Origin of the sequence: Pseudomonas guariconensis, assembly GCF_900102675.1 — a bacterium.
GTDB classification, from domain to species: domain Bacteria; phylum Pseudomonadota; class Gammaproteobacteria; order Pseudomonadales; family Pseudomonadaceae; genus Aquipseudomonas; species Aquipseudomonas guariconensis.
This window is the reverse complement of the sequence record NZ_FMYX01000016.1, coordinates 84,518-108,152: the sequence shown is the minus strand read 5'-3', so window position 1 is coordinate 108,152 and position 23,635 is coordinate 84,518. Positions and strand designations below refer to the sequence as shown.

At 62.1% G+C, this 23,635-nt stretch carries 21 protein-coding genes; 8 read left to right on the top strand and 13 right to left on the bottom strand.

Annotated features, from left to right (window positions below; all coding sequences use genetic code 11):
• Positions 1–298 precede the first annotated feature (298 nt).
• The 3 genes from cysN to BLS27_RS22035 all read right to left on the bottom strand — a co-directional run bounded on the left by cysN (position 299) and on the right by BLS27_RS22035 (position 4,108).
• Complete coding sequence (gene cysN, locus BLS27_RS22045) at positions 299–2,200, bottom strand: sulfate adenylyltransferase subunit CysN (RefSeq protein WP_043207448.1); 1,902 nt, start codon at positions 2,198–2,200, stop codon at positions 299–301.
• 15 nt (positions 2,201–2,215) lie between these two features.
• Complete coding sequence (gene cysD / locus BLS27_RS22040; RefSeq protein ID WP_043207446.1) at positions 2,216–3,133, bottom strand: sulfate adenylyltransferase subunit CysD; 918 nt, start codon at positions 3,131–3,133, stop codon at positions 2,216–2,218.
• Positions 3,134–3,349: 216 nt separating this feature from the next.
• A complete protein-coding gene (locus BLS27_RS22035) occupies positions 3,350–4,108 on the bottom strand; it encodes a Nif3-like dinuclear metal center hexameric protein (RefSeq protein WP_090346846.1) in 759 nt (252 codons plus the stop codon).
• Between the two features lie 263 nt (positions 4,109–4,371).
• Here BLS27_RS22035 and algW point away from each other — a divergent pair, with 263 nt between their 5' ends.
• The gene (gene algW / locus BLS27_RS22030; protein ID WP_090346845.1) at positions 4,372–5,532 is read left to right on the top strand and encodes a Do family serine endopeptidase AlgW; all 1,161 of its coding nucleotides are present in this window, start codon (positions 4,372–4,374) and stop codon (positions 5,530–5,532) included.
• 100 nt (positions 5,533–5,632) lie between these two features.
• On the opposite strand, the gene BLS27_RS22025 is transcribed toward algW, so the two are convergent.
• The 4 genes from BLS27_RS22025 to BLS27_RS22010 all read right to left on the bottom strand — a co-directional run bounded on the left by BLS27_RS22025 (position 5,633) and on the right by BLS27_RS22010 (position 9,788).
• Positions 5,633–6,397 carry an amino acid ABC transporter ATP-binding protein gene (locus BLS27_RS22025; RefSeq protein WP_043207442.1) on the bottom strand — a complete coding sequence of 255 codons (765 nt, stop codon included), beginning with the start codon at positions 6,395–6,397 and terminating at the stop codon, positions 5,633–5,635.
• Between the two features lie 10 nt (positions 6,398–6,407).
• Positions 6,408–7,505, bottom strand: a complete 1,098-nt coding sequence (locus BLS27_RS22020; RefSeq protein WP_070576229.1) for an amino acid ABC transporter permease — start codon at positions 7,503–7,505, stop codon at positions 6,408–6,410.
• A gap of 10 nt (positions 7,506–7,515) precedes the next feature.
• Complete coding sequence (locus BLS27_RS22015; protein WP_090346849.1) at positions 7,516–8,694, bottom strand: amino acid ABC transporter permease; 1,179 nt, start codon at positions 8,692–8,694, stop codon at positions 7,516–7,518.
• 65 nt (positions 8,695–8,759) lie between these two features.
• Positions 8,760–9,788: an amino acid ABC transporter substrate-binding protein gene (locus BLS27_RS22010; protein ID WP_043207439.1), complete on the bottom strand. Its 1,029-nt coding sequence runs from the start codon at positions 9,786–9,788 to the stop codon at positions 8,760–8,762.
• Positions 9,789–10,125: 337 nt separating this feature from the next.
• Here BLS27_RS22010 and BLS27_RS22005 point away from each other — a divergent pair, with 337 nt between their 5' ends.
• From BLS27_RS22005 to BLS27_RS21985, 5 genes are all read left to right on the top strand, one after another.
• Positions 10,126–10,782: an alpha/beta hydrolase gene (locus BLS27_RS22005; protein WP_043207438.1), complete on the top strand. Its 657-nt coding sequence runs from the start codon at positions 10,126–10,128 to the stop codon at positions 10,780–10,782.
• A gap of 102 nt (positions 10,783–10,884) precedes the next feature.
• A complete protein-coding gene (gene rhlB, locus BLS27_RS22000) occupies positions 10,885–12,324 on the top strand; it encodes an ATP-dependent RNA helicase RhlB (protein ID WP_043207436.1) in 1,440 nt (479 codons plus the stop codon).
• A gap of 237 nt (positions 12,325–12,561) precedes the next feature.
• A complete protein-coding gene (locus BLS27_RS21995) occupies positions 12,562–13,512 on the top strand; it encodes an ornithine cyclodeaminase family protein (protein ID WP_043207434.1) in 951 nt (316 codons plus the stop codon).
• A 10-nt stretch (positions 13,513–13,522) separates the two neighbouring features.
• Entirely contained in the window at positions 13,523–14,653 is a 1,131-nt protein-coding gene (locus BLS27_RS21990; RefSeq protein ID WP_090346844.1) for an NAD(P)/FAD-dependent oxidoreductase, read from the top strand.
• 73 nt (positions 14,654–14,726) lie between these two features.
• Positions 14,727–15,353 carry a helix-turn-helix transcriptional regulator gene (locus tag BLS27_RS21985; RefSeq protein ID WP_090346843.1) on the top strand — a complete coding sequence of 209 codons (627 nt, stop codon included), beginning with the start codon at positions 14,727–14,729 and terminating at the stop codon, positions 15,351–15,353.
• A gap of 80 nt (positions 15,354–15,433) precedes the next feature.
• Here the strand turns inward: BLS27_RS21985 and BLS27_RS21980 are convergent, their stop codons facing one another.
• The 6 genes from BLS27_RS21980 to BLS27_RS21955 all read right to left on the bottom strand — a co-directional run bounded on the left by BLS27_RS21980 (position 15,434) and on the right by BLS27_RS21955 (position 20,510).
• Positions 15,434–16,210, bottom strand: coding sequence for an ABC transporter substrate-binding protein (locus tag BLS27_RS21980; protein WP_090346842.1), 777 nt, complete (start codon positions 16,208–16,210; stop codon positions 15,434–15,436).
• Positions 16,211–16,397: 187 nt separating this feature from the next.
• The gene (gene moaE / locus BLS27_RS21975) at positions 16,398–16,844 is read right to left on the bottom strand and encodes a molybdopterin synthase catalytic subunit MoaE (RefSeq protein WP_043207430.1); all 447 of its coding nucleotides are present in this window, start codon (positions 16,842–16,844) and stop codon (positions 16,398–16,400) included.
• A 2-nt stretch (positions 16,845–16,846) separates the two neighbouring features.
• On the bottom strand, positions 16,847–17,092 hold the full coding sequence (locus tag BLS27_RS21970) for a MoaD/ThiS family protein (protein ID WP_043207429.1): 246 nt from the start codon (positions 17,090–17,092) through the stop codon (positions 16,847–16,849).
• A complete protein-coding gene (gene moaC / locus BLS27_RS21965) occupies positions 17,092–17,562 on the bottom strand; it encodes a cyclic pyranopterin monophosphate synthase MoaC (protein WP_043207428.1) in 471 nt (156 codons plus the stop codon). Before moaC ends, BLS27_RS21970 begins: the two co-directional genes overlap by 1 nt.
• Positions 17,563–17,727: 165 nt before the next feature.
• Complete coding sequence (locus BLS27_RS21960; protein ID WP_043207427.1) at positions 17,728–19,122, bottom strand: PhoH family protein; 1,395 nt, start codon at positions 19,120–19,122, stop codon at positions 17,728–17,730.
• A gap of 272 nt (positions 19,123–19,394) precedes the next feature.
• Positions 19,395–20,510, bottom strand: coding sequence for a polysaccharide deacetylase family protein (locus BLS27_RS21955; protein ID WP_090346841.1), 1,116 nt, complete (start codon positions 20,508–20,510; stop codon positions 19,395–19,397).
• A gap of 137 nt (positions 20,511–20,647) precedes the next feature.
• Between BLS27_RS21955 and yaaA the strand changes: the two genes are divergently transcribed.
• Positions 20,648–21,427 (top strand): peroxide stress protein YaaA, encoded by a 780-nt coding sequence (gene yaaA / locus BLS27_RS21950; protein WP_090346840.1) that lies wholly within the window; start codon positions 20,648–20,650, stop codon positions 21,425–21,427.
• 878 nt (positions 21,428–22,305) lie between these two features.
• The gene (locus tag BLS27_RS21945) at positions 22,306–23,622 is read left to right on the top strand and encodes a nucleotide sugar dehydrogenase (RefSeq protein WP_043207423.1); all 1,317 of its coding nucleotides are present in this window, start codon (positions 22,306–22,308) and stop codon (positions 23,620–23,622) included.
• Positions 23,623–23,635: the final 13 nt, after the last annotated feature.

The following is a 23,635-nucleotide window of genomic DNA, read 5'->3' as shown; positions in this document are numbered from 1 at the left end:
CAGAGCTTCATAAAATTGGGCCAGTCAAGGCCCCTTATGAAACGTCAGCGCTCACCGGCCTCCTGCTCCTATCAGCCTGTAGCGCCGGCGGCCCCTACCTCGGGCCAGACAACCCAGATCAACACTTCAACTGCGACATGTCCCCCTACAGCCCAGCGTGCGCGCAACACAGCGATTATGACCGGCACCTGGAAATGATCAGGACCGAAAAACAGACCCGGCGCCTGTTGCGCAACTAGTCAGGTGCCATAAACAAAAAACCCCGCCGAAGCGGGGTTTTCTGTTTATGGCAAGCGGATCAGATCGCGCCGCGCTGACGCAGCACATCCAGCACCTGCTTGACGCCCTCTTCAACGCTGGTGGTCTGGGTATCGATCACCAGGTCCGCGTCCAGCGGCACATCGTACGGGAAGCTTTCGCCTGGGATGTTGTCGCCACCAGCAGCGTACAGGCCTTGAGGGTCGCGTTCGCGGCAGGCGATCGGCGAGGCCTGGACGTAGACAGTGACCAGGCGCTCCTTGCCGATCAGCGCTTTGGCCTGCTCGCGACCTTCGGCGTCCGGGGCCACGAAGGCGGCCAGGGTCAGCATGCCGGCTTCGTTGAACTGGCGCGCCACGTGGGCGGCGCGACGCCAGTTTTCGGTACGACCGGCGCGGTCCTGTGGCAGGCCCTTGTTCAGGTCGTGGCGCAGGTTCTGACCGTCGAGTACATAGACCGCACGGCCCATGTCGAACAGCTTGCGCTCCACGGCATAGGCCAAGGTGCTCTTGCCGGCACCGGAGAGGCCGCTGAACAGCACGGTGGCTGGCTGCTGGCCGAAGCGCAGGGCACGCTCTTCGGTGGAGACGTGGGCCAGCTTGCCATGATGGCCGGTGCTGCCGTGCGGCAGGACTGGCGGGGCGATGATCATGCCGGCGCCGACGGTACCGTTGGTCAGGCGGTCGATGACGATGAACGCGCCGGTAGTGCGGTTGCTGTCGTAGCCGTCCAGGGCGATGGCGGCATCCAGGCTGACCTTGACGCGACCGATCTCGTTCAGTTGCAGGGCACTGGCAGCGCCCTGCTCCAGAGTGTTCACATCGACCTTGTGGGTGATGCTGGCGATCGAGCCCGGCACGTAGCTGGTGGCGCGCTTGATGTCGTACTTCTTGCCTGGGAGCATCGGCTCCTCGGACATCCATACCAGCATGGCGTCGAACTGGTCAGTGACCGGCGGAACGTTGTCGGCATGCACCAGCAAATCGCCACGGGAGATGTCGATCTCGTCTTCCATGGTCAGGGTCACGGCCTGGCCTGGGCCTGCGTTTTCCAGCTCACCTTCGAAGGTGACGATGGACTTGACCCGGCTGCTCTTGCCCGACGGCAGCACGACCACTTCGTCCCCCTTGTGCACGACACCGCTGGCGATGGTGCCGGCAAAGCCGCGGAAGTTCAGGTTCGGACGGTTCACGTACTGCACCGGGAAGCGCAGGTCGGTGAAGTTGCGGTCGGCCGCCACTTCCACGGTTTCGAGGATTTCCATCAGCGCAGGGCCGGTGTACCACGGCGAACGCTCGCTGCGGTTGACCACGTTGTCGCCCTTGAGCGCCGACATCGGCACGAAGTGCAGGCTCGACGGCTTGAGGTTGATGCCTTCGGCGAACTTAAGATAGTCGGCCTTGATCGATTCGAAGACCTGTTCGTCGAAGTTCTTCAGGTCCATCTTGTTGACCGCGACGACGATGTGCTTGATGCCGAGCAACGAGGCGATGTAGCTGTGGCGACGGGTCTGGGTCTGCACGCCATAGCGCGCATCGACCAGGATGATCGCCAGGTCGCAGGTCGAGGCGCCGGTGGCCATGTTGCGGGTGTACTGCTCGTGGCCCGGAGTGTCGGCGATGATGAACTTGCGCTTGGCGGTGGAGAAATAGCGGTAGGCGACATCGATGGTGATGCCCTGCTCGCGCTCGGCCTGCAGACCGTCGACCAGCAGCGCCAGATCCACTTCCTCGCCGGTGGTGCCGACCTTTTTCGAGTCGCGGGTGATGGCCTCGAGGTGGTCCTCGTAGATCATCTTCGAGTCATGCAGCAGGCGCCCGATCAGGGTGCTCTTGCCGTCGTCGACGTTGCCGCAGGTCAAAAAGCGCAGCAGTTCCTTGCGCTCGTGCTGGGCCAGGTAGGCGAGGATGTCCTCGCTGATCAGATCAGATTGGTGCGACATGGAGTAACCCTGAAATTAGAAGTAGCCTTGGCGTTTCTTGTCTTCCATGGAACCGGCGCCATCGTGGTCGATGACGCGGCCCTGGCGCTCGGACGTACGGGTCAGGAGCATTTCCTGAATGATGTCCGTCAGGGTCTCGGCTTCCGACTCGACAGCACCCGTCAACGGGTAGCAGCCCAGGGTACGGAAACGCACCTTCTTCTTGACGATGCGCGCTTTCTCTTCATCGGTCAGATGCTCGAGGATGCGCTCGTCGTCGATCATGATCAGGGTGCCGTTCTTCTCGATGACTTCACGCTCGGCAGCGAAGTACAGCGGCACGATCGGGATACCTTCGAGGTAGATGTACTGCCAGATGTCCAGCTCGGTCCAGTTCGACAGGGGGAAGACGCGGATCGACTCGCCCTTGTTGACCTTGCCGTTGTAGATGTTCCACAGCTCCGGGCGCTGGTTCTTCGGGTCCCAGCGGTGCTTGCTGTCGCGGAACGAATACACACGCTCCTTGGCGCGGGACTTCTCCTCGTCGCGGCGGGCGCCGCCGAACGCGGCGTCGAAGCCATGCTTGTCCAGCGCCTGCTTCAGGCCCTGGGTCTTCATGATGTCGGTGTGCTTGGAGCTGCCATGGGTGAACGGGTTGATGCCCTGCGCCACACCTTCAGGGTTGACGTGGGTGATCAACTCCAGGCCCATCTCCTCGACCATCTTGTCGCGGAAGCGGTACATCTCCTGGAATTTCCACTGGGTGTCGACGTGCATCACCGGGAACGGCAGCTTGCCTGGGAAGAAGGCCTTGCGCGCCAGGTGCAGCATCACGGCGGAGTCCTTGCCGATCGAGTACAGCATCACCGGGTTGTCGAACTCGGCGGCCACCTCGCGGATGATGTGGATGCTCTCCGCCTCCAGCTGTTTCAAGTGCGTCAGTTTGTCGACCATGGCTACTCACGAAAAACGATCTTATGGACGGCCTGCGGGCCGTGTTCGAGCGAGGAACTGTATCACAGCGCCTGATTCTATTTAGGAGGCTGACTAGACCGAAAGAATCTAACGATATGACTGCGGGTTTGGGGACGTGGAGCGCGCCTTCGCGGCAAAACCCGCTGCCACAGCCAATCCTCTGCGGGAGCGGGTTCACCTTTGAAATGGCCGAGATCAGATGGGGTTGGGGCAGTCGATGAACAGGTGCTCCACCGCAAAGCGCCGTGCCAGGTAGTCGCCCAGCGCCTGCACGCCGTAACGCTCGGTGGCATGGTGCCCGGCCGCGATGAAACTGACGCCGTTCTCCCGGGCGCTGTGGAAGGTCTGCTCGGACGCCTCGCCACTGAGGAACAGATCCACGCCGGCAGCGATGGCGGTGTCGATGTAGCCCTGACCGCCACCTGTGCACCAACCGACCCGGCGCACCAATTGTTCGCCCTCGATCACCAACGGCTCACGCCCCATCACTTCCTGCACCCGGCGGGCAAAATCGCGTGCCGACATCGGCTCGGCCAGAGAGCCCACCAGACCGACTACTTTGGGGTTCTGCGGGTCCAGCGGCCCCTCGACGGTGATGCCCAGTTGACGGGCCAACTGCACGTTGTTGCCCACCTCAGGGTGTACGTCCAGCGGCAGGTGGTAGGCGAGCAGACTGATGTCATGCTTGAGCAGGGTTTTGATCCGGCGCTGCTTCATGCCCGTGATGCACGGGTTCTCGCCTTTCCAGAAGTAACCATGGTGCACCAGCACCAGATCGGCCTCGGCCTCAACTGCCGCATCCAGCAATGCCTGGCTGGCAGTGACGCCGCTGACGATCCGGCTGACCTGCGGACGGCCTTCGACCTGCAGGCCGTTGGGGCAGTAGTCTTGGATCTTCGCGCTGCCCAGGTAGCGCTCGGCTTCCTCGACCAGAGTGTTCAGGGCGACGGCCATGGAAAATCTCCTCGAAATCTGCACGTTCGGCGGGCACAACGCCCGTATAATGGCCGCCATTATGGGCCGTCGCCGGCTTCGGGGAAACCGGCTGCAACCCGCCTGGGGATCAGCTCGTGGCACGCTCATCCGCGAGTAAACCCGCGGACGCTGCACCACGTTCAAGACCGTCGCCTGATCAACGCTTTCACGTGTATGATCGCGCGCGCTCGCACCCTTGCTGCGTAGCCACTGGCCCCTGCCCTACTCCCAGGATTCATTCGATGCTCAAGGCTCTGCGTTACTTTGGCTGGCCCCTGCTTACCGGTGTGCTGGTCGCCCTGCTGATCATCCAGCGCTTTCCCCAGTGGGTCGGCCTGCCCAGCCAGGACGTCAACCTGCAGCAGGCTCCGCAGACCTCGCGGATCGTGCAGGGCCCGGTGTCCTATGCCGATGCCGTGACGCTGGCCGCGCCGGCAGTGGCCAACCTGTACACCACCAAGGTGGTCAATAAGAGTGCCCATCCGCTATTCGAAGACCCGCAATTCCGCCGCTTCTTCGGCGACAACCTGCCCAAGCAGCGGCGTTGGGAGTCCAGCCTGGGTTCGGCAGTGATCATGAGCCCCGAAGGCTATCTGCTGACCAACAACCACGTGACCAGCGGTGCCGACCAGATCGTGGTGGCGCTCAAAGACGGTCGCGAGACCCTGGCCCGGGTCATCGGCAGCGACCCGGAAACCGACCTCGCGGTGTTGAAGATCGACCTGAAGAAACTGCCTGCGATCACCATCGGTCGCTCCGACAATATCCATATCGGCGACGTGTCCCTGGCCATCGGCAACCCCTTCGGCGTCGGCCAGACCGTGACCATGGGCATCATCAGCGCCACCGGCCGCAACCAGCTGGGCCTGAACAACTACGAAGACTTCATCCAGACCGACGCGGCGATCAACCCCGGCAACTCCGGCGGCGCCCTGATCGACGCCAACGGCAACCTGATCGGCATCAACACCGCGATCTTCTCCAAGTCCGGCGGCTCCCAAGGCATCGGCTTCGCCATCCCGGTCAAGCTGGCGCTGGAGGTGATGAAATCGATCGTCGAGCATGGCCAGGTCATTCGTGGCTGGCTGGGCATCGAGGTGCAGCCGCTGAGCCAGGAGCTGGCCGAGTCCTATGGCATGCAGGGTCGTCCAGGCATCGTCGTGGCGGGCATCTTCCGCGATGGCCCGGCCCAACGTGCCGGCCTGCAACTGGGCGACGTGATCATGAGCATCAACGGCGAACCTGCCGGCGATGGTCGCAAGTCGATGAACCAGGTGGCGCGGATCAAGCCCAACGAGAAGATCACCATCGAAGTGATGCGCAACGGGCAACAGCTCAAGCTGATCGCCGAGGTGGGGCTGCGACCGCCACCTGCGCCGGTCGCCGCCCAAGAAGAAAAGTAACAAAAAGGGCTGCTTTGCAGCCCTGGTGCAGGCTTGCCCCCCTCCCAAAGCGGTGAACCGGCGAAGCCTGCGAAAGGGCCGCGCCGCGGCCCCCGTCACATCAATGCAGGATCTGGCTCAGGAACAGCTTGGTCCGATCACTGCGCGGCCGGTCGAAGAAATCATCCGGTGCAGCCTGTTCGACGATCTCACCCTTGTCCATGAAGATCACCCGGTTCGCCACGGTCCGGGCAAAGCCCATCTCGTGGGTCACGCAGAGCATGGTCATGCCGTCCTCGGCGAGCCCCACCATGGTATCGAGCACTTCCTTGACCATCTCCGGGTCCAGCGCCGAGGTCGGTTCGTCGAAGAGCATGATCTTGGGCTTCATGCACAGGGCGCGGGCGATCGCCACCCGCTGCTGCTGGCCACCGGACAGTTGCCCCGGATACTTGTGCGCCTGCTCGGGAATGCGCACCCGCTCCAGATAGTGCATGGCAATTTCCTCGGCTTTGCGCCGGGGCATCTTGCGCACCCACATCGGTGCCAGGGTGCAGTTTTCCAGAATGCTCAAGTGCGGGAACAGGTTGAAGTGCTGGAACACCATGCCCACCTCGCGGCGGATCGCTTCGATCTGCTTGAGGTCGTTGGTCAGTTCCACGCCATCGACGACGATGCGCCCCTGCTGGTGTTCCTCCAGGCGATTGAGGCAACGGATGGTGGTGGACTTGCCCGAGCCGGACGGCCCGCACAGCACGATGCGCTCGCCCTGACGCACATTGAGGTTGATGTCCTTCAGTACGTGGAACTGCCCGTACCACTTGTTCACACCCTGCATCTGGATGATGCCTTCGGGGCCGACAGGCTGCTTGATCGCTTCACTCATTTCGAGACTCCTAACGCTTGTGGCCAGTGTCCAGCTTGCGCTCCAGGTGCATGGAGTAGCGGGACATACCGAAACAGAAAATCCAGAACACCAAGGCGGCGAACACATAGCCCTCGGTCGCCATGCCCAGCCAGGTCGGGTCGGCCGCAGCCTGCTTGACGCTGTTGAGCAGGTCGAACAGGCCGATGATGATCACCAGGCTCGTGTCCTTGAACAGGGCAATGAAGGTGTTGACGATGCCGGGGATCACCAGCTTGAGCGCCTGAGGCAGGATCACCAGCCCCATCGACCGCCAGTAGCCCAGGCCCATGGCCGCAGCCGCCTCGTACTGGCCCTTGGGGATGGCCTGCAACCCACCGCGGACCACCTCGGCGATATAGGCCGACTGGAACAGGATCACCCCGATCATCGCCCGCAGCAGCTTGTCGAAGCTCATACCCTCAGGCAGGAACAACGGCAACATCACCGAGGACATGAACAGCACAGTGATCAGTGGCACGCCACGCCAGAACTCGATGAAGGTCACGCAGACCACCTTCACCGCCGGCATGTTGGAACGCCGTCCCAGCGCCAGCAGGATGCCCAGGGGCAAGGCACCGACGATGCCGACGGTGGCGATCACCAAGGTCAGCATCAGGCCGCCCCACTGGCTGGTCGGCACCGTGCTCAGCCCCAGGTAGCCACCGTGCAGCAAGGTGTAGGCGATGATCGGGTACAGCACCAGAAAGCCCAAGCCATAGGCCACCTTGCGCGGGAAACGCTTGATGAACAACGGCGCGGCGCCCAGCACGGCGAGCCAGACAGTCAGGTCGACCCGCCAGCGCAACTCCACCGGGTAGTAGCCGTACATGAACTGGCCGAAGCGTTGCTGGATGAACACCCAGCAGGCGCCTTCCTTGGTGCAATCGGCACGGGTGGTGCCGACCCAGTTGGCATCGATGAACGCCCATTGCACCAAAGGCGGCACGATCAGCCACACCAGGTACAGGGCGAACAGCGTCAACAGGGTGTTCAGCCAGCTGGAGAACAGGTTCGCACGCATCCATGCGAGCACGCCGACGGTCTTGACCGGTGGCGGCATGTCAGGTTTGAAAACATGGGCAGTCACTGGCGTATCCTCACCGCTCGATCAGCGCGATGCGCTTGTTGTACCAGTTCATCAGCAGCGAAATGCTGATGCTGATGGCCAGATAGACACTCATGGTGATGGCGATCACCTCGATGGCCTGACCGGTCTGATTGAGCACGGTACCGGCGAACAGCGAGACCATTTCCGGGTAGCCGATGCCGGCCGCCAGGGACGAGTTCTTCGCCAGGTTCAGGTACTGGCTGGTCAGCGGCGGCACGATCACTCGCAAAGCCTGGGGGATGATCACCTTGCGCAGGGTCGGCCCCTCGCGCAGGCCAAGAGAGCGCGCAGCCTCGGTCTGGCCATGGCTGACCGAACGGATGCCCGAACGCACGATCTCGGCGATGAACGCTGCGGTATAGATGGTCAGCGCCAAGGTCAGGGCCAGCAGCTCAGGGATCAGCACCCAGCCACCGACGAAGTTGAAGCCCTTGAGCTGCGGCACTTCCCAGCTCAACGGATTGCCGAACAGCAGCACGCACACGCCTGGGATGCCAACTAACATGAGCAGCCCCACCCAGAACTTGTGGAACGGCTCGCCGGTTTCATCGAAGCGTTTGTTGGCAAGACGCACCATCAGCGCGATGGCGACGATCGCCAGCACCACGGCGCCCACGAATGGCCAGAAGCCCTCGGCCATGGAGGCACCGGGCATGTTCACGCCACGGTTGCTGATGAAGAAAGTGTCCTGCAGGTTGATGCTGCCCCGCGGCCCCGGTAGCGTCAGGAACACCGCGAAGTACCAGAACAGGATTTGCAACAACGGCGGAATGTTGCGGAACGTCTCGACATAGACTGTTGCCAGCTTGTTGATCATCCAGTTCGGCGACAGCCGCGCCACACCGATGATGAAGCCCAACAGCGTTGCCAGGATGATGCCGATGAAGGTAACCAGCAGGGTGTTGAGCAGGCCGATGAGAAACACCCGGGCGTAGCTGTCCGACTCCACGTAGGGAATCAGGTGCTGGGCGATGCCGAAGCCTGCGCTGCGCTCGAGAAAGTCGAAACCCGAGGTGATGCCCCGGTGTTGCAAGTTGGTTTGCGTGTTGTGGAACAGGTACCAGCCCAGGCCGACCACGAAGACCACCGTGACGATCTGGAACAGCCACGCGCGCACACGTGGATCGCTCAGGGAAAACCCCTTCTGCGCGCCAATTTGATTTTGCATGTAATGCCCCGAAAGGATGGGATCGAACAACCTGCGGCGGCGCGGTGCCGCCGCAGGTGCAACCATCAGCGCACTGGTGGCGCGTACTGGATGCCGCCGTTGTTCCACAGGGCGTTCATGCCACGATCGATCTTAAGGTCAGTGCTCTGGCCCAGGTTCTTCTCGAACACTTCGCCATAGTTACCCACCTGCTTGACGATCTGCACCACCCAGTCCTTGGGCAGCTTCAGGTCCTTGCCGTACTCGCCATCGGCACCGAGCAGGCGAGCGACGTCGGGGTTCTTGGTGGACTTGGCCTCGGCCTCGACGTTCTTCGAGGTGATGCCTGCCTCTTCGGCGTTGAGCATGGCGAAGAGGGTCCACTTGACGATGCTGAACCACTCCTCGTCCCCTTTGCGCACGACCGGGCCCAGAGGTTCCTTGGAGATGGTTTCCGGCAGTACTACATACTCGCTTGGCGCCGCCAGCTTGGAGCGCTGGGCGAACAGCTGCGATTTGTCGGAGGTCAGCACATCGCAACGACCGGATTCCAGCGACTTGGCGCTTTCATCGGAAGTGTCGAAGGTGATCGGGGTGTACTTCAAGCCGTTGGCACGGAAGAAGTCAGAGACGTTCAACTCAGTGGTGGTACCGGCCTGGATGCAGATGGTCGCGCCATCGAGCTCCTTGGCACTGGAGACGCCCAGCTTTTTGTTGACCAGGAAACCGACGCCGTCGTAGTAAGTCACGCCGGCGAATACCAGGCCCATCCCGGCATCACGCGAACTGGTCCAGGTGGTGTTGCGCGACAGGACATCGACTTCACCCGATTGCAGCGCAGTGAAGCGTTCTTTGGCGTTGAGCTGGCTGAACTTGACCTTGGTCGCGTCGCCGAAGACGGCGGCGGCCACGGCGCGGCACACATCGGCATCGATACCGACGATCTTGCCGGTGCTGTCCGGTACCGAGAAGCCCGGCAGGCCGTCACTCACGCCACACTGGACGAAGCCCTTCTTCTTTACCGCATCTAGCGTAGCGCCAGCGTGGGCGAAGCTGGTGGCGCCCAGCGCAGCGGCAGCGGTCAGGACTGCCAGGGTGGTTTTCAACATCTTCATTCACAACCTCCAATCGCTCTTGTTGTATCGAGCCGGAATTGCACCGCACCCTTATGAGGCGCATCCGACCCCTTGTTGGCTTGTTATCGGGTCAATTGGCGCAATGGGCCGTTCTGGTGACAGCCTTCTATCCGCACGAGGGGTGTTACCGTCTCCGGCCATCCCCTCGCATCGGTTGATTCATAGCAAAGGGCGTACCACAGTCTCGGGCTCAAGCGTTTAAGGGGTCGTCAAGCAGGAAAAGTTGTAGAGTTGCGACATCTTCTTGTGGCATTACCCATGCACGCCTTTATTTCATGCACTCGATCAGGCGCGTGCGCACACTTTCGGAGCAGTCATGACCAACCCGTTGATCCTCGAACCCCAGAACACCGCAGACGCCTGTGTTATCTGGTTGCACGGCCTGGGGGCCGACCGTTACGACTTCCTACCGGTGGCCGAAGCGTTGCAGGAACACCTGCTCAGCACCCGCTTCGTTATGCCCCAGGCGCCGACACGCGCGGTAACGATTAACGGCGGCTACGCCATGCCCAGCTGGTACGACATCAAGGCCATGACGCCTGCGCGCGCTATCGACGAAGCGCAGCTGGAAGCGTCCGCCGATCAGGTGGTGGCGTTGATCGAAGCCGAGCGAGCCAAGGGCATCGACCTGACGCGAATCTTCCTGGCGGGGTTCTCCCAGGGTGGCGCGGTGGTGCTGCACACGGCCTATATAAAGTGGCAGGAAGCCCTGGGCGGTGTACTGGCGTTGTCCACCTACGCGCCCACTTTCAATGAAAACCATCAGCTGAGCGCCTGCCAGCAGCGCACTCCGGCCCTCTGCCTGCACGGCGTGCACGACCCGGTGGTGATCCCGTCCATGGGCCGCACGGCCTATGAGCACCTCAAGCAGTGGGGCGTCGAAGTGGCCTGGGAGGAATACCCGATGGAACACGAAGTAGTGCCCCAGGAAATCAACGATATCTACAACTGGCTGGTGCGCCACCTGCGCTAGCGGTGCAATCTGCTGTAGTTGTAGGCGCACCGCACTACGCCCTGCCCGGTTCTTGCATTACACTGCCGGGCGTACATTCCTTAACCAGTTGACGAGACGATCGTGCTCAAGGCACTCAAGAAAATTTTCGCCAAGGGCGACGCCGCACCCCAGGCCAACGTGCCTGCAGCCGGCGTGATGACGCCCCCACCTGCACCTGCGGTCGAACCGCCGGCGCCCCCAGCCTCGCCGGTCAATACGCCCGAGGCCACGTCCCCCACTCGCGACGACAAGCCCGCCAAGGACAAGCCACGTCGCGAACGCAAACCCAAGCCCCAGGCCAGCCTGTGGAAGCCGGAAGATTTCGTGGTCGAGCCCCAGGAGGGCAAGACCCGCTTCCATGACTTCAAGCTTTCCAACGAGCTGATGCATGCCATCCATGACCTGGGCTTCCCGTACTGCACGCCGATCCAGGCCCAGGTGCTGGGTCATACCCTGCGCGGCAAGGACGCCATCGGCCGGGCCCAGACCGGCACCGGCAAGACCGCCGCGTTCCTGATCTCGATCATTTCCCAGCTGCAGCAGGTACCGCCGCCCAAGGAACGCTACATGGGCGAGCCGCGCGCGCTGATCATCGCGCCGACCCGCGAGCTGGTGGTGCAGATCGCCAAGGACGCCATGGCCCTGACCAAGTACAGCGGCCTGAACGTCATGACGTTCGTCGGCGGCATGGACTTCGACAAGCAGCTCAAGGCCCTAGAAGCGCGTCACTGCGACATCCTCGTAGCCACGCCAGGCCGCCTGCTGGACTTCCACCAGCGCGGCGAAGTGCATCTGGACATGGTCGAGGTGCTGGTGCTCGATGAAGCCGACCGCATGCTCGACATGGGCTTCATCCCCCAGGTCCGGCAGATCATCCGCCAGACCCCGCCCAAGAGCGAGCGTCAGACCCTGCTGTTCTCCGCCACCTTCACCGATGACGTGATGAACCTGGCCAAGCAGTGGACCACCAACCCGGCCATCGTCGAGATCGAGCCGGAGAACGTGGCCAGCGAAACGGTCGAACAGCACGTCTATGCAGTGGCCAGCAGCGACAAGTACAAGCTGCTGTACAACCTGGTCACGCAGAACAAGTGGGAACGGGTGATGGTCTTCGCCAACCGCAAGGATGAAGTGCGCCGCATCGAAGAGCGCCTGGTGCGTGACGGCATCAACGCCGCCCAGTTGTCGGGCGACGTGCCGCAGCACAAGCGCATCCGCACCCTGGAGAACTTCCGCGAAGGTCGCATCGCGGTGCTGGTGGCCACCGACGTGGCCGGCCGTGGCATTCACATCGACGGCATCAGCCACGTGATCAACTTCACCCTGCCGGAAGACCCGGACGACTACGTACACCGCATCGGCCGTACCGGCCGTGCCGGGACCAGCGGCGTATCGATCAGCTTCGCCGGCGAGGACGATGCCTACCAGCTTCCGGCTATCGAAGAGCTGCTGGGGCGCAAGATCAAGTGCGAGATGCCACCGGACGAACTGCTGAAGTCGATACCGCGAAAGCATCACTGAGCCGTGTACCTTGGGGCACCTTTTCCCCCTTCCCGAGCGGTCCGGCGCCCCGGCAAGACCGCTCCCACAGGCCCTGCTCCGAGCCGCAGGGCCTGTTCTGCGGGCCAAGCCCCACCCCTGCTTTCTCTACCCCTCCCTTTCTGGCGCCGAATTGCGCCGCAACCTTTTTGCGCCTGCGATATTGTCCAAATAAACAAAAAGTCCATAATGGAAAAAATAGTTTATCTGGAGCTTCGTATGACCGCGCCCCTCGTCGTCGATCAACAACACGCCCGCCAATTGCTCGCCCAGGTGGATGTCCCGCACATCCTGCGCAACCTGTTCCGTGACCTGGCCCGTGGCCAGGCGGTACAGCCGCCCCAACAACTGGTGGAGTTTCCGGCTGGCCGGGGCGACTTCATCAACTATGGCGGCGTGTTGGCCACGGAGCGGGTCTATGGGGTAAAAACCTCGCCCTACATCGTCCGTGACCAAGGCCCCCTGGTCACCGCCTGGACCCTGCTGATGTCCATGGACAGCGGTCAACCTCTGATGCTCTGCGACGCCGGCGAACTGACCACCGCCCGCACCGCCGCTACCACTGCCGTGGCCATCGACGCGCTGGCCCCAGGCCATGCCCGCCGCCTGACGGTGATCGGCAGCGGCCCGATCGCCCGCGCTCACCTGCACTATGTGCGCGGCCTGCGCGACTGGCAGGACATTCGCCTGTATTCCCCCAGCCTGGGCCAACAGAGCGCAGGGCAACGCGAACACCTGGCCGGCCTCGACAGCCGCCTGCAATTGATGGAAAACCTCGAGCAGGCCCTGGACGATGCCGACGTGATCATGCTCTGCACTTCCTCGGCCGTGCCAGTCATCGACCCACGCACGCTGAGCAAACCTGCGCTGATCACCTCGATCAGCACCAATGCCGTACGCGCCCATGAAATCCCGCCAGCCTGCCTGGCCGAGATGGATGTCTACTGCGATTACCGGGTAACCACCCCCGCAAGCGCAGGCGAAATGCGCATCGCCGCCGAGCAGTTGGGGTGGCAGGCAGACGCGATCGTCGGCGACCTGCCGCAACTGCTCAGTGGCGACGCCGCCGCGCCGGCCTACCAGCGCCATGCCTTCTTCCGCTCCATCGGACTGGGCCTGGAGGACATTGCCCTGGCCAATGCCCTGTATCAGCTGCTGCGCGAAGCCTGAGGAGAACAGCATGCAGACTGCCGACTACATCATCGTCGGCGCCGGTATCGCCGGCGCCTCCACCGGCTACTGGCTCGCCGCCCATGGCCGCGTGCTAGTGCTCGAGCGCGAATCCCAGCCTGGCTATCACTCCACCGGCCGTTCGGCGGCGCTCTACACCGCCGCCTACGGCACGCCACAGGTACGCGCCCTGACCCTCGCCAGCCGTGCTTTTTTCGATCATCCGCCCAGTGGTTTCGCCGAGCATCCTCTGCTCACCCCGCGCGGTGAGATGACCGTGGACTTCAACGGCGATCCGGCCGAACTGCAACGCCAGTACCTCAGCGCCAAGGCCTGCGTGCCCGAATTCGAGCTGCTCGATGCCGACCAGGCCTGCGCCCGCCTGCCGGTGCTGTGTCGGGACAAAGTCCATGGCGCCCTCTACGACCCGAGCGCCAGCGACATCGACACTGATGCCCTGCACCAAGGCTACCTGCGCGGCATTCGCCGGCAACAGGGCGAAGTGCGCAGCGATTGCGAGGTGCAACGGGTGGAGCGTGACGCCCAAGGGCTGTGGCAGGTGCATACCAACCAGGGCAGTTTCAGCGCCCCCGTGCTGATCAACGCCGCGGGCGCCTGGGCGGACCACATCGGGGTACTGGCCGGCGCTCGTCCCCTCGGCCTGCAACCCAAGCGCCGCGCTGCCTTCATCTTCGCCGCCCCCGAGGGCGTCGACTGCCACCACTGGCCGATGCTGGTCAGCCTTGATGAATCCTTCTACATGAAGCCGGATGCCGGCATGCTCCTGGGCTCTCCCGCCAATGCCGACCCGGTGGAGCCGCACGATGTACAACCCGAAGAGCTCGACATCGCCTTAGGCATCTATCAGATCGAGGAAGTCACCACCCTGCGCATCCGCCGTCCTACCCGCACCTGGGCCGGGCTGCGCAGTTTCGTTGCTGACGGCGACCTGGTCGCCGGCTTCGACCCGCAGGTGCCTGGGCTGTTCTGGGTCGCGGGCCAAGGCGGCTACGGCATCCAGACCTCACCCGCCATGGGCCAGGCCAGCGCCGCCCTGGTGCGTGGCGAGGCGCTGCCGGATCACCTGCATGGCTTTGGCCTGACGGCCGCCATGCTATCCCCGGCACGCCTGTCGGGATGACGCGCCGCCGCGATTGCGGCACACTCGCAGCGCCCTCGCCGCAGGGCGCTGACACAGCCTGGAGCCTGCCTCAATGCCATCCCCTCGCCCTGACCCGACCCTGGACAACTACCGGGCCATCGCCGATGCCATCGCCACCCTGTTCTTCCCCCACGCCGAAGTGGTGCTGCACGACCTGCGCACCCAGAAGATCGACTACATCGCCAACAACCTGTCCAAACGCGAGATCGGCGACGATGCGGCCCTGGAAGACATGCTCGAGCACGGTACCGATGAAACCAACATCGGCCCCTACGAAAAACTCAACTGGGACGGGCAGAAGATCCGCTCGTTGAGCACCGTGTTGCGCGATGCCGCAGGCACACCCCTGGCCATGCTGTGCATCAATCTGAATATCTCGCTGTTCGAGAACGCCAAGGCGGCGCTGGATCTGTTCCTTTCGCCCAGCCGATTGATTCCCCAACCCGACGCGCTGTTTCGCGATGACTGGCAGGAACGTATCAACACCTTCCTCAACGGCTGGCTGCGCCAGCGTCAGTTGAGCCTTAACCTGCTGACCCGCGATCACAAGCGCGAGCTGGTCCTGGCCCTGCATGCCGAGGGCGCCTTCAAGGGCAAGAGTGCGGCCAACTACGTGGCCAACGTGCTGGGAATGGGACGGGCGACGGTGTACAAGCACTTGAAGGAACTCAAGGCCTGAGTGCTGCAGAGGTCCCTTGACGATTGCCGGGACTACACAGCGGTCGGAAAAGGGGCGCAAGGCGCCCCCAGCGCAGTGTTTCAGTCGCCGTAGATATCCGATTTGAAGTACTTGGCCTGGATCTTCTGGTATTCGCCGTTGGCACGAATGGCATCGATGGCGCTATTGAGCTGGCTCACCAATTCGGTGTTGCCTTTGCGCACCGCGATCCCGGCACCTTCACCGACGTACTTGGGGTCCTTCAGCTCCGGCCCTACGAAGGCAAAGTCGGCGCCACGAGGCATCGACAGGAAGTCCTCCAGGGGAATGGTATCGGCAAAAATGGCATCCACACGCCCGGACGCCAGGTCCATGTAGATCTCTTCGTTGTTGCTGTAGCGGTTGACCTTCACACCCATGGGCTCGAGCACTTCGGTGGCGTAGCGGTCGGTGGTGGTGGCACGCTGCACGCCGATGGTCTTGCCTTTGAGGCTCTGGTACTGGTCATCGACCACCGCCCCCTTCTTCATCACCAGGCGCGATGACGTGAAGTAGTACTTGTGGGTGAAGTCCACCGATTGCTTGCGCTCTTTGGTAATGGTCATCGACGACAGGGCCGCATCGATCTTCCTGACCTTCAACGAGGGGATCAGCCCGTCGAACTCGACCTCGTTCCAGACACATTTGACCTTCATCTGCGCGCACAGGGCATTGCCGATCTCGTAATCGAAGCCCACGATTTCGCCCTTGTCGTTTTTCGAGGCAAACGGCGGGTAGGCGGCCTCGATACCGATGCGCAGGACGTTCTCGGCAGCGTACAGGTTGCTACCGGCCAACAGGCCCAGGGCCAGACCGCTGATCAGGATGAGCTTTTTCATGGGGGGATCTCTCTCGCTCGTTATTGGAGGTGTGGTGCAAGACAGAGGAAAAGTGACAGGCGCAAGGCTGCCTGGAATCATTTTGTACTTATGATTCCATACTGGACTTTTTTGTATAGAAACTCAACTACCAACCACAACGTGCGGCAAGGGCAGACGCATCCGGCCCGCCCGTGCCCCGCCAGGTTCACCAGCGACCGGCGGCATCCTGGTCGCTTTGCCGACCTTCGACCCAACGCGGCCCATCCTGGGTGTTCTCTTTCTTCCAGAACGGCGCCCGGGTCTTGAGGTAGTCCATGATGAAATTGCAGGCATCGAACGCCGCCTGACGGTGAGCGCTGGCCACGCCGACAAAGACGATCGGTTCGCCCGGCTCCAGCGCGCCGATGCGGTGCAGCACCTCGACCTTGAGCAGTGGCCAGCGCTGCTCGGCCTCGACGACGATCTTGGCCAACGCTTTCTCGGTCATGCCTGGGTAATGCTCGAGGAACATCCCCGCCACTTCACGGCCATCGTTGAAATCCCGCACATAGCCAACGAACCCTACCACTGCGCCCACGCCGACGTTGGCCGCGTGCATCGCATTGACCTCAAGGCCTGGATCGAAGGCCTGCTCCTGTACTCGAACGCCCATGCTCAACCTCCCGTGACCGGCGGGAAGAACGCCACTTCGTCGCCCTCCTCCACCGGCTCGGCCAGCTTGCTCAGATCCTGATTGCGTGCGCACATCACGTTCTGCTCGGCCAGCACCTCGTATTGCCCGCCCTTGGCCACCAAGGCCTGGCGCACGTCGTCCAGGGTCGCGAAGGCACCTTCGAGCGGCTCGCCATCGACCCCTAGCAATTCACGATAACGGGCGAAATACACCACCTGAACCTTCATCACGCCTCCACCTGGTAATGGCCGCTCTTGCCGCCGAGCTTCTCCAGCAGGCGCACTTGCTCGATCACCATGCCTTTGTCGACGGCCTTGCACATGTCATAGATCGTCAGCGCCGCAACGCTGGCGGCAGTCAGCGCTTCCATTTCCACACCGGTCTGCCCGGCCAGCTTGCAACGGGCGACGATGCGCACCGCATCAGAACCTTCGGCGTTGAGCTCGACCTTGACGCTGGTGAGCATCAGCGGGTGGCACAGCGGGATCAGGTCGCTGGTCTTCTTCGCCGCCTGGATCCCGGCGATGCGCGCCACGGCGAACACATCGCCCTTGGGATGCTCGCCGTCGACGATCATCTGCAACGTCTGCGGCAACATGCGCACCCGCGCTTCGGCCACCGCCTCACGCGCGGTCACGGCCTTTTCGGTGACGTCGACCATGTTGGCGCGCCCCTGGGAATCGAGATGAGTCAGCACTGCATTGCTCCTGTGAAGGGAACAAAGAGTGTAAACCCGCAGGTCAGCTTTGAGCAGTGGTTGTGTCGCGGGCAGGCCAAATCCCGCTGGCCGCCATGGGAGCGGGTTAATCCGCGTAGAGGACATCACAGAAGCCGGGCGGCGAACCGCCCGGCAGACTGGGGTTTACAGGTGGGACTCGGCGTACTCGGCCAGCACCGAGCGTGGCACGCCCTGCAAGGTGATATGAACGCCGTGAGGGAAGTCCTTGAAGCGTTCGGTGAGATAAGTCAGCCCGGAGCTGGTGGCCGACAGGTAAGGGGTATCGATCTGCGCCAGGTTACCCAGGCACACCACCTTGGACCCTGCCCCGGCACGGGTGATGATGGTCTTCATCTGGTGTGGGGTGAGGTTCTGGCACTCGTCGATCAGGATCAGGCTCTGCTGGAAGCTGCGCCCACGGATGTAGTTCAGCGACTTGAACTGCAACGGGACCCGCTCGAGGATGTACTCGACGCTACCGTGGGTACTCTCGTCATCCATGTGCAGGGCTTCGAGGTTGTCGGTGATGGCGCCCAGCCAAGGCTCCATCTTCTCGGCCTCGGTCCCCGGCAGGAAGCCGATCTCCTGGTCCAGCCCCTGCACGCTGCGGGTGGCGATGATGCGCCGGTAGCGCTTGCTGACCATGGTCTGCTCGATGGCGGCGGCAAGCGCCAGGATGGTCTTGCCGGAGCCGGCGGCGCCGGTCAGGTTGACCAGGTGGATATCTGGGTCGAGCAAGGCGAACAACGCCAGGCTCTGATGGATGTCGCGGGGTTTCAGCCCCCAGGCTTCCTGGTGCAGCAACGGCTCCTGGTGCAGGTCGAGCAGCAGCAGTTCGTCTTCACGGATGCCTTTGATCCAGCCGACGAAGCCTTGCTCGTCGATGATGAACTCATTGACGTGCACCGCCGGCAGGTTGTCGGTCAGTTGTACCCGATGCCAGGTGCGACCACGCTCCTGCCGGGTTTCGACCTTGCTGACGCGATCCCAGAACGAGCCGGTCACCGAGTGGTAGCCCTTGGACAGCAAGGAGACGTCATCGACCAACTGGTCGGTGCTGTAGTCCTCCGCGGCGATGCCGCAGGCACGCGCCTTCAGGCGCATGTTGATGTCCTTGGTCACCAGCACCACGTCCAGATCGCAGCGGCGGGCACGCAACTCCAGAAGTTGGTTGATGATGATGTTGTCGTTGAGGGTTTCGGGCAGCAGCCGGTTTGGCTCGTTGCGTGGGCTCATCAGGATCGACAGGAACCCTTTGGGCCCGCTCTTGCCACGCTGGATCGGCACGCCCTGCTCGACGTCGCTGGGCGAGGCATCGCCAAGGGTCTGGTCGATGAGGCGGATGGCCTGGCGGCATTCGGCGGCGATGGTGTGTTTGCCGGTCTTGAGCTTGTCGAGTTCCTCCAGCACCGTCATCGGAATGGCGACATGGTGCTCCTCGAAGTTGAGCAAAGCGTTTGGATCGTGGATCAGGACATTGGTATCGAGCACATACAGGATTGGCTGGGTGGAGGAAGAATTGCGTCCTTGGTCATCCATACTCGGTCACCTTATGTGAAAGCCACACGACGCGTAATGCTGCGCCGCAGAGTGACCGCCGTTCTCCCCGTATCCGCGTCGTTACGGGCGGGGAGCGCACCTGGCAAGGAGGGCCTGGATGACGCCACCTGTGCTGCAGGATTCGGCTGTCTGGTACCTACATACCGCATTAATGATGACCAAAAAAAGTCTTTTTACGTTCCTTTGAACTTTATTTTTCCGATTGACGTTCAGGACTTGGCTTGAGCCGTGAGCGGGACTAGAGTCAAAGATCAAGCCCCATCACGCTGCCCATAATCCCGGCAATCTTCCCAGCCGATTCCACTCTGCGCCGTGTTGCGCAACAGCCAATCCAGCGCCGTTTGCGCCTTGGGCAGGTTGTCGTGGAACTGGATCACCCCTTTGCGCCACAACAGCATCAAGGTCAGCACCCGATGTGCCGAGGCCTCGGCGCTGAGCGCACTGTCATCCTGGGCGTCGATCTCCCACAGCGAAACCTGAAGCCTCTGGCTGGCCATGAATGCCTCGCCATCGGCACGACGCTGCCCGTACGGCGGGCGGAACAACGGCACATACTGCGCCGGCAGGTCGGACTGGACCCGGGCCTGGGCCCGGCGCAGCGAATCCTGCCAGTCCAGCCATTGGGCATGGGAGCGGTACTCCCAGCCCTGGATGCCCACGCATTGCCCGGTATAGAGCGCCCCCACAGGGGCGCGCAGCTGCAAGCGGTTACCGAGCACGAAGAACAGGCCGCCGAGCTTTTGCCGGCGCAGATAATCGGCCAGCTCGTCGGTGGCACCGCCCGCGGGAGTGGGGCCACCGACGAATGTCAGCAGGAACACCCGGTCGTTGAGTTCATCGCCTGTGCGCTCGCTGTCCGACAGGCGCTCGACCTCGCTGCTGGTCTGAGGGAACAACGCCGCCTTGCGCAGTTGTTCATCCAGGTAACGGGTGTGGAATGCCCGGCTGGGCTCGAGCCAGCCGGTATAGAACTCGCCCACGCCGGAGGTGAAAGTGGCGGCCAGGGTCCGCAGTTCGGCCATGGACTCCAGCGGATAGCAGAAGGACGCATCCTGCTCGCAACTGCGCTGGGCCTGTTGATAGTTTTCCCATAGCCGCTGCCACATGCGCGCGCGCACCGCACGTATCACCGCCAGGTTGATCTGGCGCAGTTGCAGGCGCGCCGCCAGAGCCGGCTCGTCGAGCATTTCACTCTCCTGCAGCACCTGGGCGAACGACAGGATTTCGGCCCGCGAAGCGACATCGAACAACGCCGGGCTGTCCAGTTGTTCAGGCCACAGCGTGCGGTCCAGGGTGGCCTGGGGCGAAGGGGCAGCCTGGGCGGCAAGGCTCAGCAGGCCGGCCAGCAGGACGAAGGCAATACGCACGAATCAAGCTCTCCGCAGCAACATGACGCGCACTATAACGTGGCGTTGGGCGATGGTCCGTGACTATCGTCGCGATAGTTTGGTCTTGCCGGCCCCAGCCCGTAGAATCCGCCTCGACGATTCCAGGAGCCGACCCGATGCTGACGGTGATTTCCCCCGCCAAGACTCTCGACTACGACACCCCGCCGGTGACCCAGCGGTTCACCCTGCCCCAGTACCTGGACGACTCCCAGGTGTTGATCACCCAACTGCGCGAATTCACACCCGCACAAATCAGTGAACTGATGCACCTTTCCGACAAGCTCGCCGGCCTCAACGCCGCCCGCTTCGGCAGCTGGACCCCGGATTTCACCCCGGCCAACGCCAAGCAGGCGCTGCTGGCGTTCAAGGGTGACGTGTACACAGGCCTGGACGCCGAAAGCCTCGGCGAGGACGACTTCAGCTACGCCCAGGACCACCTGCGCATGCTGTCGGGCCTTTACGGCCTGCTGCGCCCGCTGGATCTGATGCAGCCCTACCGCCTGGAAATGGGCACCAAGCTGGCCAACGTCCGCGGCAAAGACCTCTATGCCTTCTGGGGCACGCGCATCAGTGAATGGCTGAATCAGGCCCTGGCCGATCAAGGCGATGACATCCTGCTGAACCTGGCCAGCAACGAGTACTTCAGCGCAGTCAAGCGCAGCACCCTGAAGGCACGGGTGATCGATGTCGACTTCAAAGACTGGAAGAACGGGCAGTACAAAATCATCAGCTTCTACGCCAAGAAAGCCCGCGGAATGATGAGCCGCTTCGTGATCCAGGAGCGCATCAACGACCCCGAACAGCTCAAGCGCTTCGATGTGCAGGGCTATTACTACAGTGCCGAACAGTCCAAGCCAGACCACCTGGTGTTCCTGCGCGACCACCCTGGCGAGTAAGACCTTCAGGTCCTGCGCATTAACAGTGGGAGCAACAGTCTTGCGTTGCTTGCACCGGCCTCTTCGCGGGTAAACCCGCGCAGAGGCCACCACTGAACAAGACTGCTGCTGCTACTGGTCATGTCACCGCATCCGGCAGCCCTGCAATGGGGCAGGCTTCAAATGGCCATCTCGTCATAATTTCGACGTCAAAAAAACCACCACCCAGCCGTTATTGCAAAACGCCATAAGACCGTTCGTAGTTTTTTGACGAATTTTGAAAAAAATTTTCGCATGCTGGCATATAACCATCCCACGTCGTTTTCGCCCTTTATATATAGGGGTGAAACTGATACGTGCTATCAGATTGAAAGTATTTTCCACTGAAAAAATATTTAGAAATCTTTCATACCTGCAGAACCCACCTTGGAACTTCTGCTACCGGCAATCGCTCATAGGACCCGTAACGATTTTCTTGCGGGTGTCGTGAGAGATGACTTACAGATGACAACCGGCCGGTATCCACTACCGGCTCCGATAACTTCGACAGACGCAACGGTATCAACCGAAAGCCCTGTCCACGAAGGAGAGACGCGCCCCTACTAATCGTCCTAGTGGTTGATTTCATAGGATTTTTCCAATTGAAAGAGCAAGCACAGCAGTAGGCGTAATAGCACACTGCAATAAAGACGGCTGCATTTCAGGGCACGCCTTTTAATACTGGCCATTTAACTGCCAACTTTGAGTGCACAACTTTGCGCGCTCTGGATTTATTCATGCCTGCGTTCGGTGATATGTGCAATCGCCATGGCACCGTGCGCCCGAAAACTGCTGGTTAATCAACCCGGTCCGGCTCTTTTGCGAAGGAGCCGACGTGATAAACACACGAGGTGAATACGATGCGTATCAGCATCTTTGGTTTGGGTTATGTGGGTGCGGTCTGTGCAGGTTGCCTGTCGGCACGGGGTCACGAAGTGATTGGCGTGGACGTGTCCAAGACCAAAATCGACCTGATCAACCAGGGCAAGTCGCCCATCGTCGAGCCGGGTCTGGAACAGCTCCTGCAGCAAGGCATCGCCAACGGCCGCCTGCGTGGCACCACCGATTTCGCCGAAGCCATCCGCGCCAGCGATGTGTCGATGATCTGCGTCGGCACTCCCAGCAAGAAGAACGGCGACCTGGGCCTTGAGTACATCGAGTCGGTGTGCCGCGAGATCGGCTACGTGCTGCGCGACACCGAGCGTCGCCACACCATCGTGGTGCGCAGCACCGTGCTGCCGGGGACCGTCAAGAACGTGGTCATCCCGATCCTCGAGGACTGCTCCGGTAAGAAAGCCGGCGTCGACTTCGGTGTCGCGGTCAACCCGGAGTTCCTGCGTGAAAGCACCGCCATCGCCGACTACGACCGCCCACCGATGACTGTCATCGGCGAGCTGGACAAGGCCAGCGGCGACGTGCTCCAGGCCATCTACGAGGAACTGGACGCACCGATCATCCGCAAGCCGGTCGAAGTGGCCGAAATGATCAAGTACACCTGCAACGTCTGGCACGCCACCAAGGTCACCTTCGCCAACGAAATCGGCAACATCGCCAAGGCGGTGGGTGTCGATGGTCGCGACGTGATGGACGTGGTTTGCCAGGACAAAGTCCTGAACCTGTCGCAGTACTACATGCGCCCAGGCTTCGCCTTCGGCGGCTCGTGCCTGCCCAAGGACGTGCGTGCCCTGACCTACCGCGCCTCCAGCCTCGACGTGAAAGCTCCGCTGCTCGACTCGCTGATGCGCAGCAACGAGTCCCAGGTGCAGAACGCCTTCGACATCATCGAAAGCCACGACAAACGCAAGGTCGCTTTGCTCGGCCTGTCTTTCAAAGCTGGCACCGACGACCTGCGCGAAAGCCCGCTGGTGGAACTGGCCGAGCGCCTGATCGGCAAAGGCTACGAGCTGAACATCTACGACCAGAACGTCCAGTACGCCCGTGTCCACGGCGCCAACAAGGAATACATCGAGTCGAAGATCCCCCACGTGTCCTCGCTGCTCAATGACGATCTTCAACACGTCATCGACAACGCCGACGTGATCGTCCTGGGCAACCGCGACGAGAAGTTCCGCGCCCTCGCTCAGCAGGCACCGGAAGGCAAGCAAGTGATCGACCTGGTCGGCTTCATGACCAAGCCGACCTGCACCACCAGCCGCACCGAAGGCATCTGCTGGTAACCCCCGGCCGGGC

Excerpts from the sequence above, each read along its gene's own strand:
- BLS27_RS22025 (WP_043207442.1), bottom strand. The coding sequence starts at position 6,397 with ATGAGTGAAGCGATCAAGCAGCCTGTCGGCCCCGAAGGCATCATCCAG.
- BLS27_RS21945 (WP_043207423.1), top strand. The coding sequence starts at position 22,306 with ATGCGTATCAGCATCTTTGGTTTGGGTTATGTGGGTGCGGTCTGTGCA.
- BLS27_RS21985 (WP_090346843.1), top strand. The coding sequence starts at position 14,727 with ATGCCATCCCCTCGCCCTGACCCGACCCTGGACAACTACCGGGCCATC.
- cysN (WP_043207448.1), bottom strand. The coding sequence starts at position 2,200 with ATGTCGCACCAATCTGATCTGATCAGCGAGGACATCCTCGCCTACCTG.
- BLS27_RS21970 (WP_043207429.1), bottom strand. The coding sequence starts at position 17,092 with ATGAAGGTTCAGGTGGTGTATTTCGCCCGTTATCGTGAATTGCTAGGG.
- BLS27_RS21995 (WP_043207434.1), top strand. The coding sequence starts at position 12,562 with ATGACCGCGCCCCTCGTCGTCGATCAACAACACGCCCGCCAATTGCTC.
- BLS27_RS22005 (WP_043207438.1), top strand. The coding sequence starts at position 10,126 with ATGACCAACCCGTTGATCCTCGAACCCCAGAACACCGCAGACGCCTGT.
- BLS27_RS22035 (WP_090346846.1), bottom strand. The coding sequence starts at position 4,108 with ATGGCCGTCGCCCTGAACACTCTGGTCGAGGAAGCCGAGCGCTACCTG.
- algW (WP_090346845.1), top strand. The coding sequence starts at position 4,372 with ATGCTCAAGGCTCTGCGTTACTTTGGCTGGCCCCTGCTTACCGGTGTG.
- BLS27_RS22015 (WP_090346849.1), bottom strand. The coding sequence starts at position 8,694 with ATGCAAAATCAAATTGGCGCGCAGAAGGGGTTTTCCCTGAGCGATCCA.
- BLS27_RS21990 (WP_090346844.1), top strand. The coding sequence starts at position 13,523 with ATGCAGACTGCCGACTACATCATCGTCGGCGCCGGTATCGCCGGCGCC.
- moaE (WP_043207430.1), bottom strand. The coding sequence starts at position 16,844 with ATGGGCGTTCGAGTACAGGAGCAGGCCTTCGATCCAGGCCTTGAGGTC.
- BLS27_RS21960 (WP_043207427.1), bottom strand. The coding sequence starts at position 19,122 with ATGGATGACCAAGGACGCAATTCTTCCTCCACCCAGCCAATCCTGTAT.
- BLS27_RS21980 (WP_090346842.1), bottom strand. The coding sequence starts at position 16,210 with ATGAAAAAGCTCATCCTGATCAGCGGTCTGGCCCTGGGCCTGTTGGCC.
- cysD (WP_043207446.1), bottom strand. The coding sequence starts at position 3,133 with ATGGTCGACAAACTGACGCACTTGAAACAGCTGGAGGCGGAGAGCATC.
- yaaA (WP_090346840.1), top strand. The coding sequence starts at position 20,648 with ATGCTGACGGTGATTTCCCCCGCCAAGACTCTCGACTACGACACCCCG.
- BLS27_RS22010 (WP_043207439.1), bottom strand. The coding sequence starts at position 9,788 with ATGAAGATGTTGAAAACCACCCTGGCAGTCCTGACCGCTGCCGCTGCG.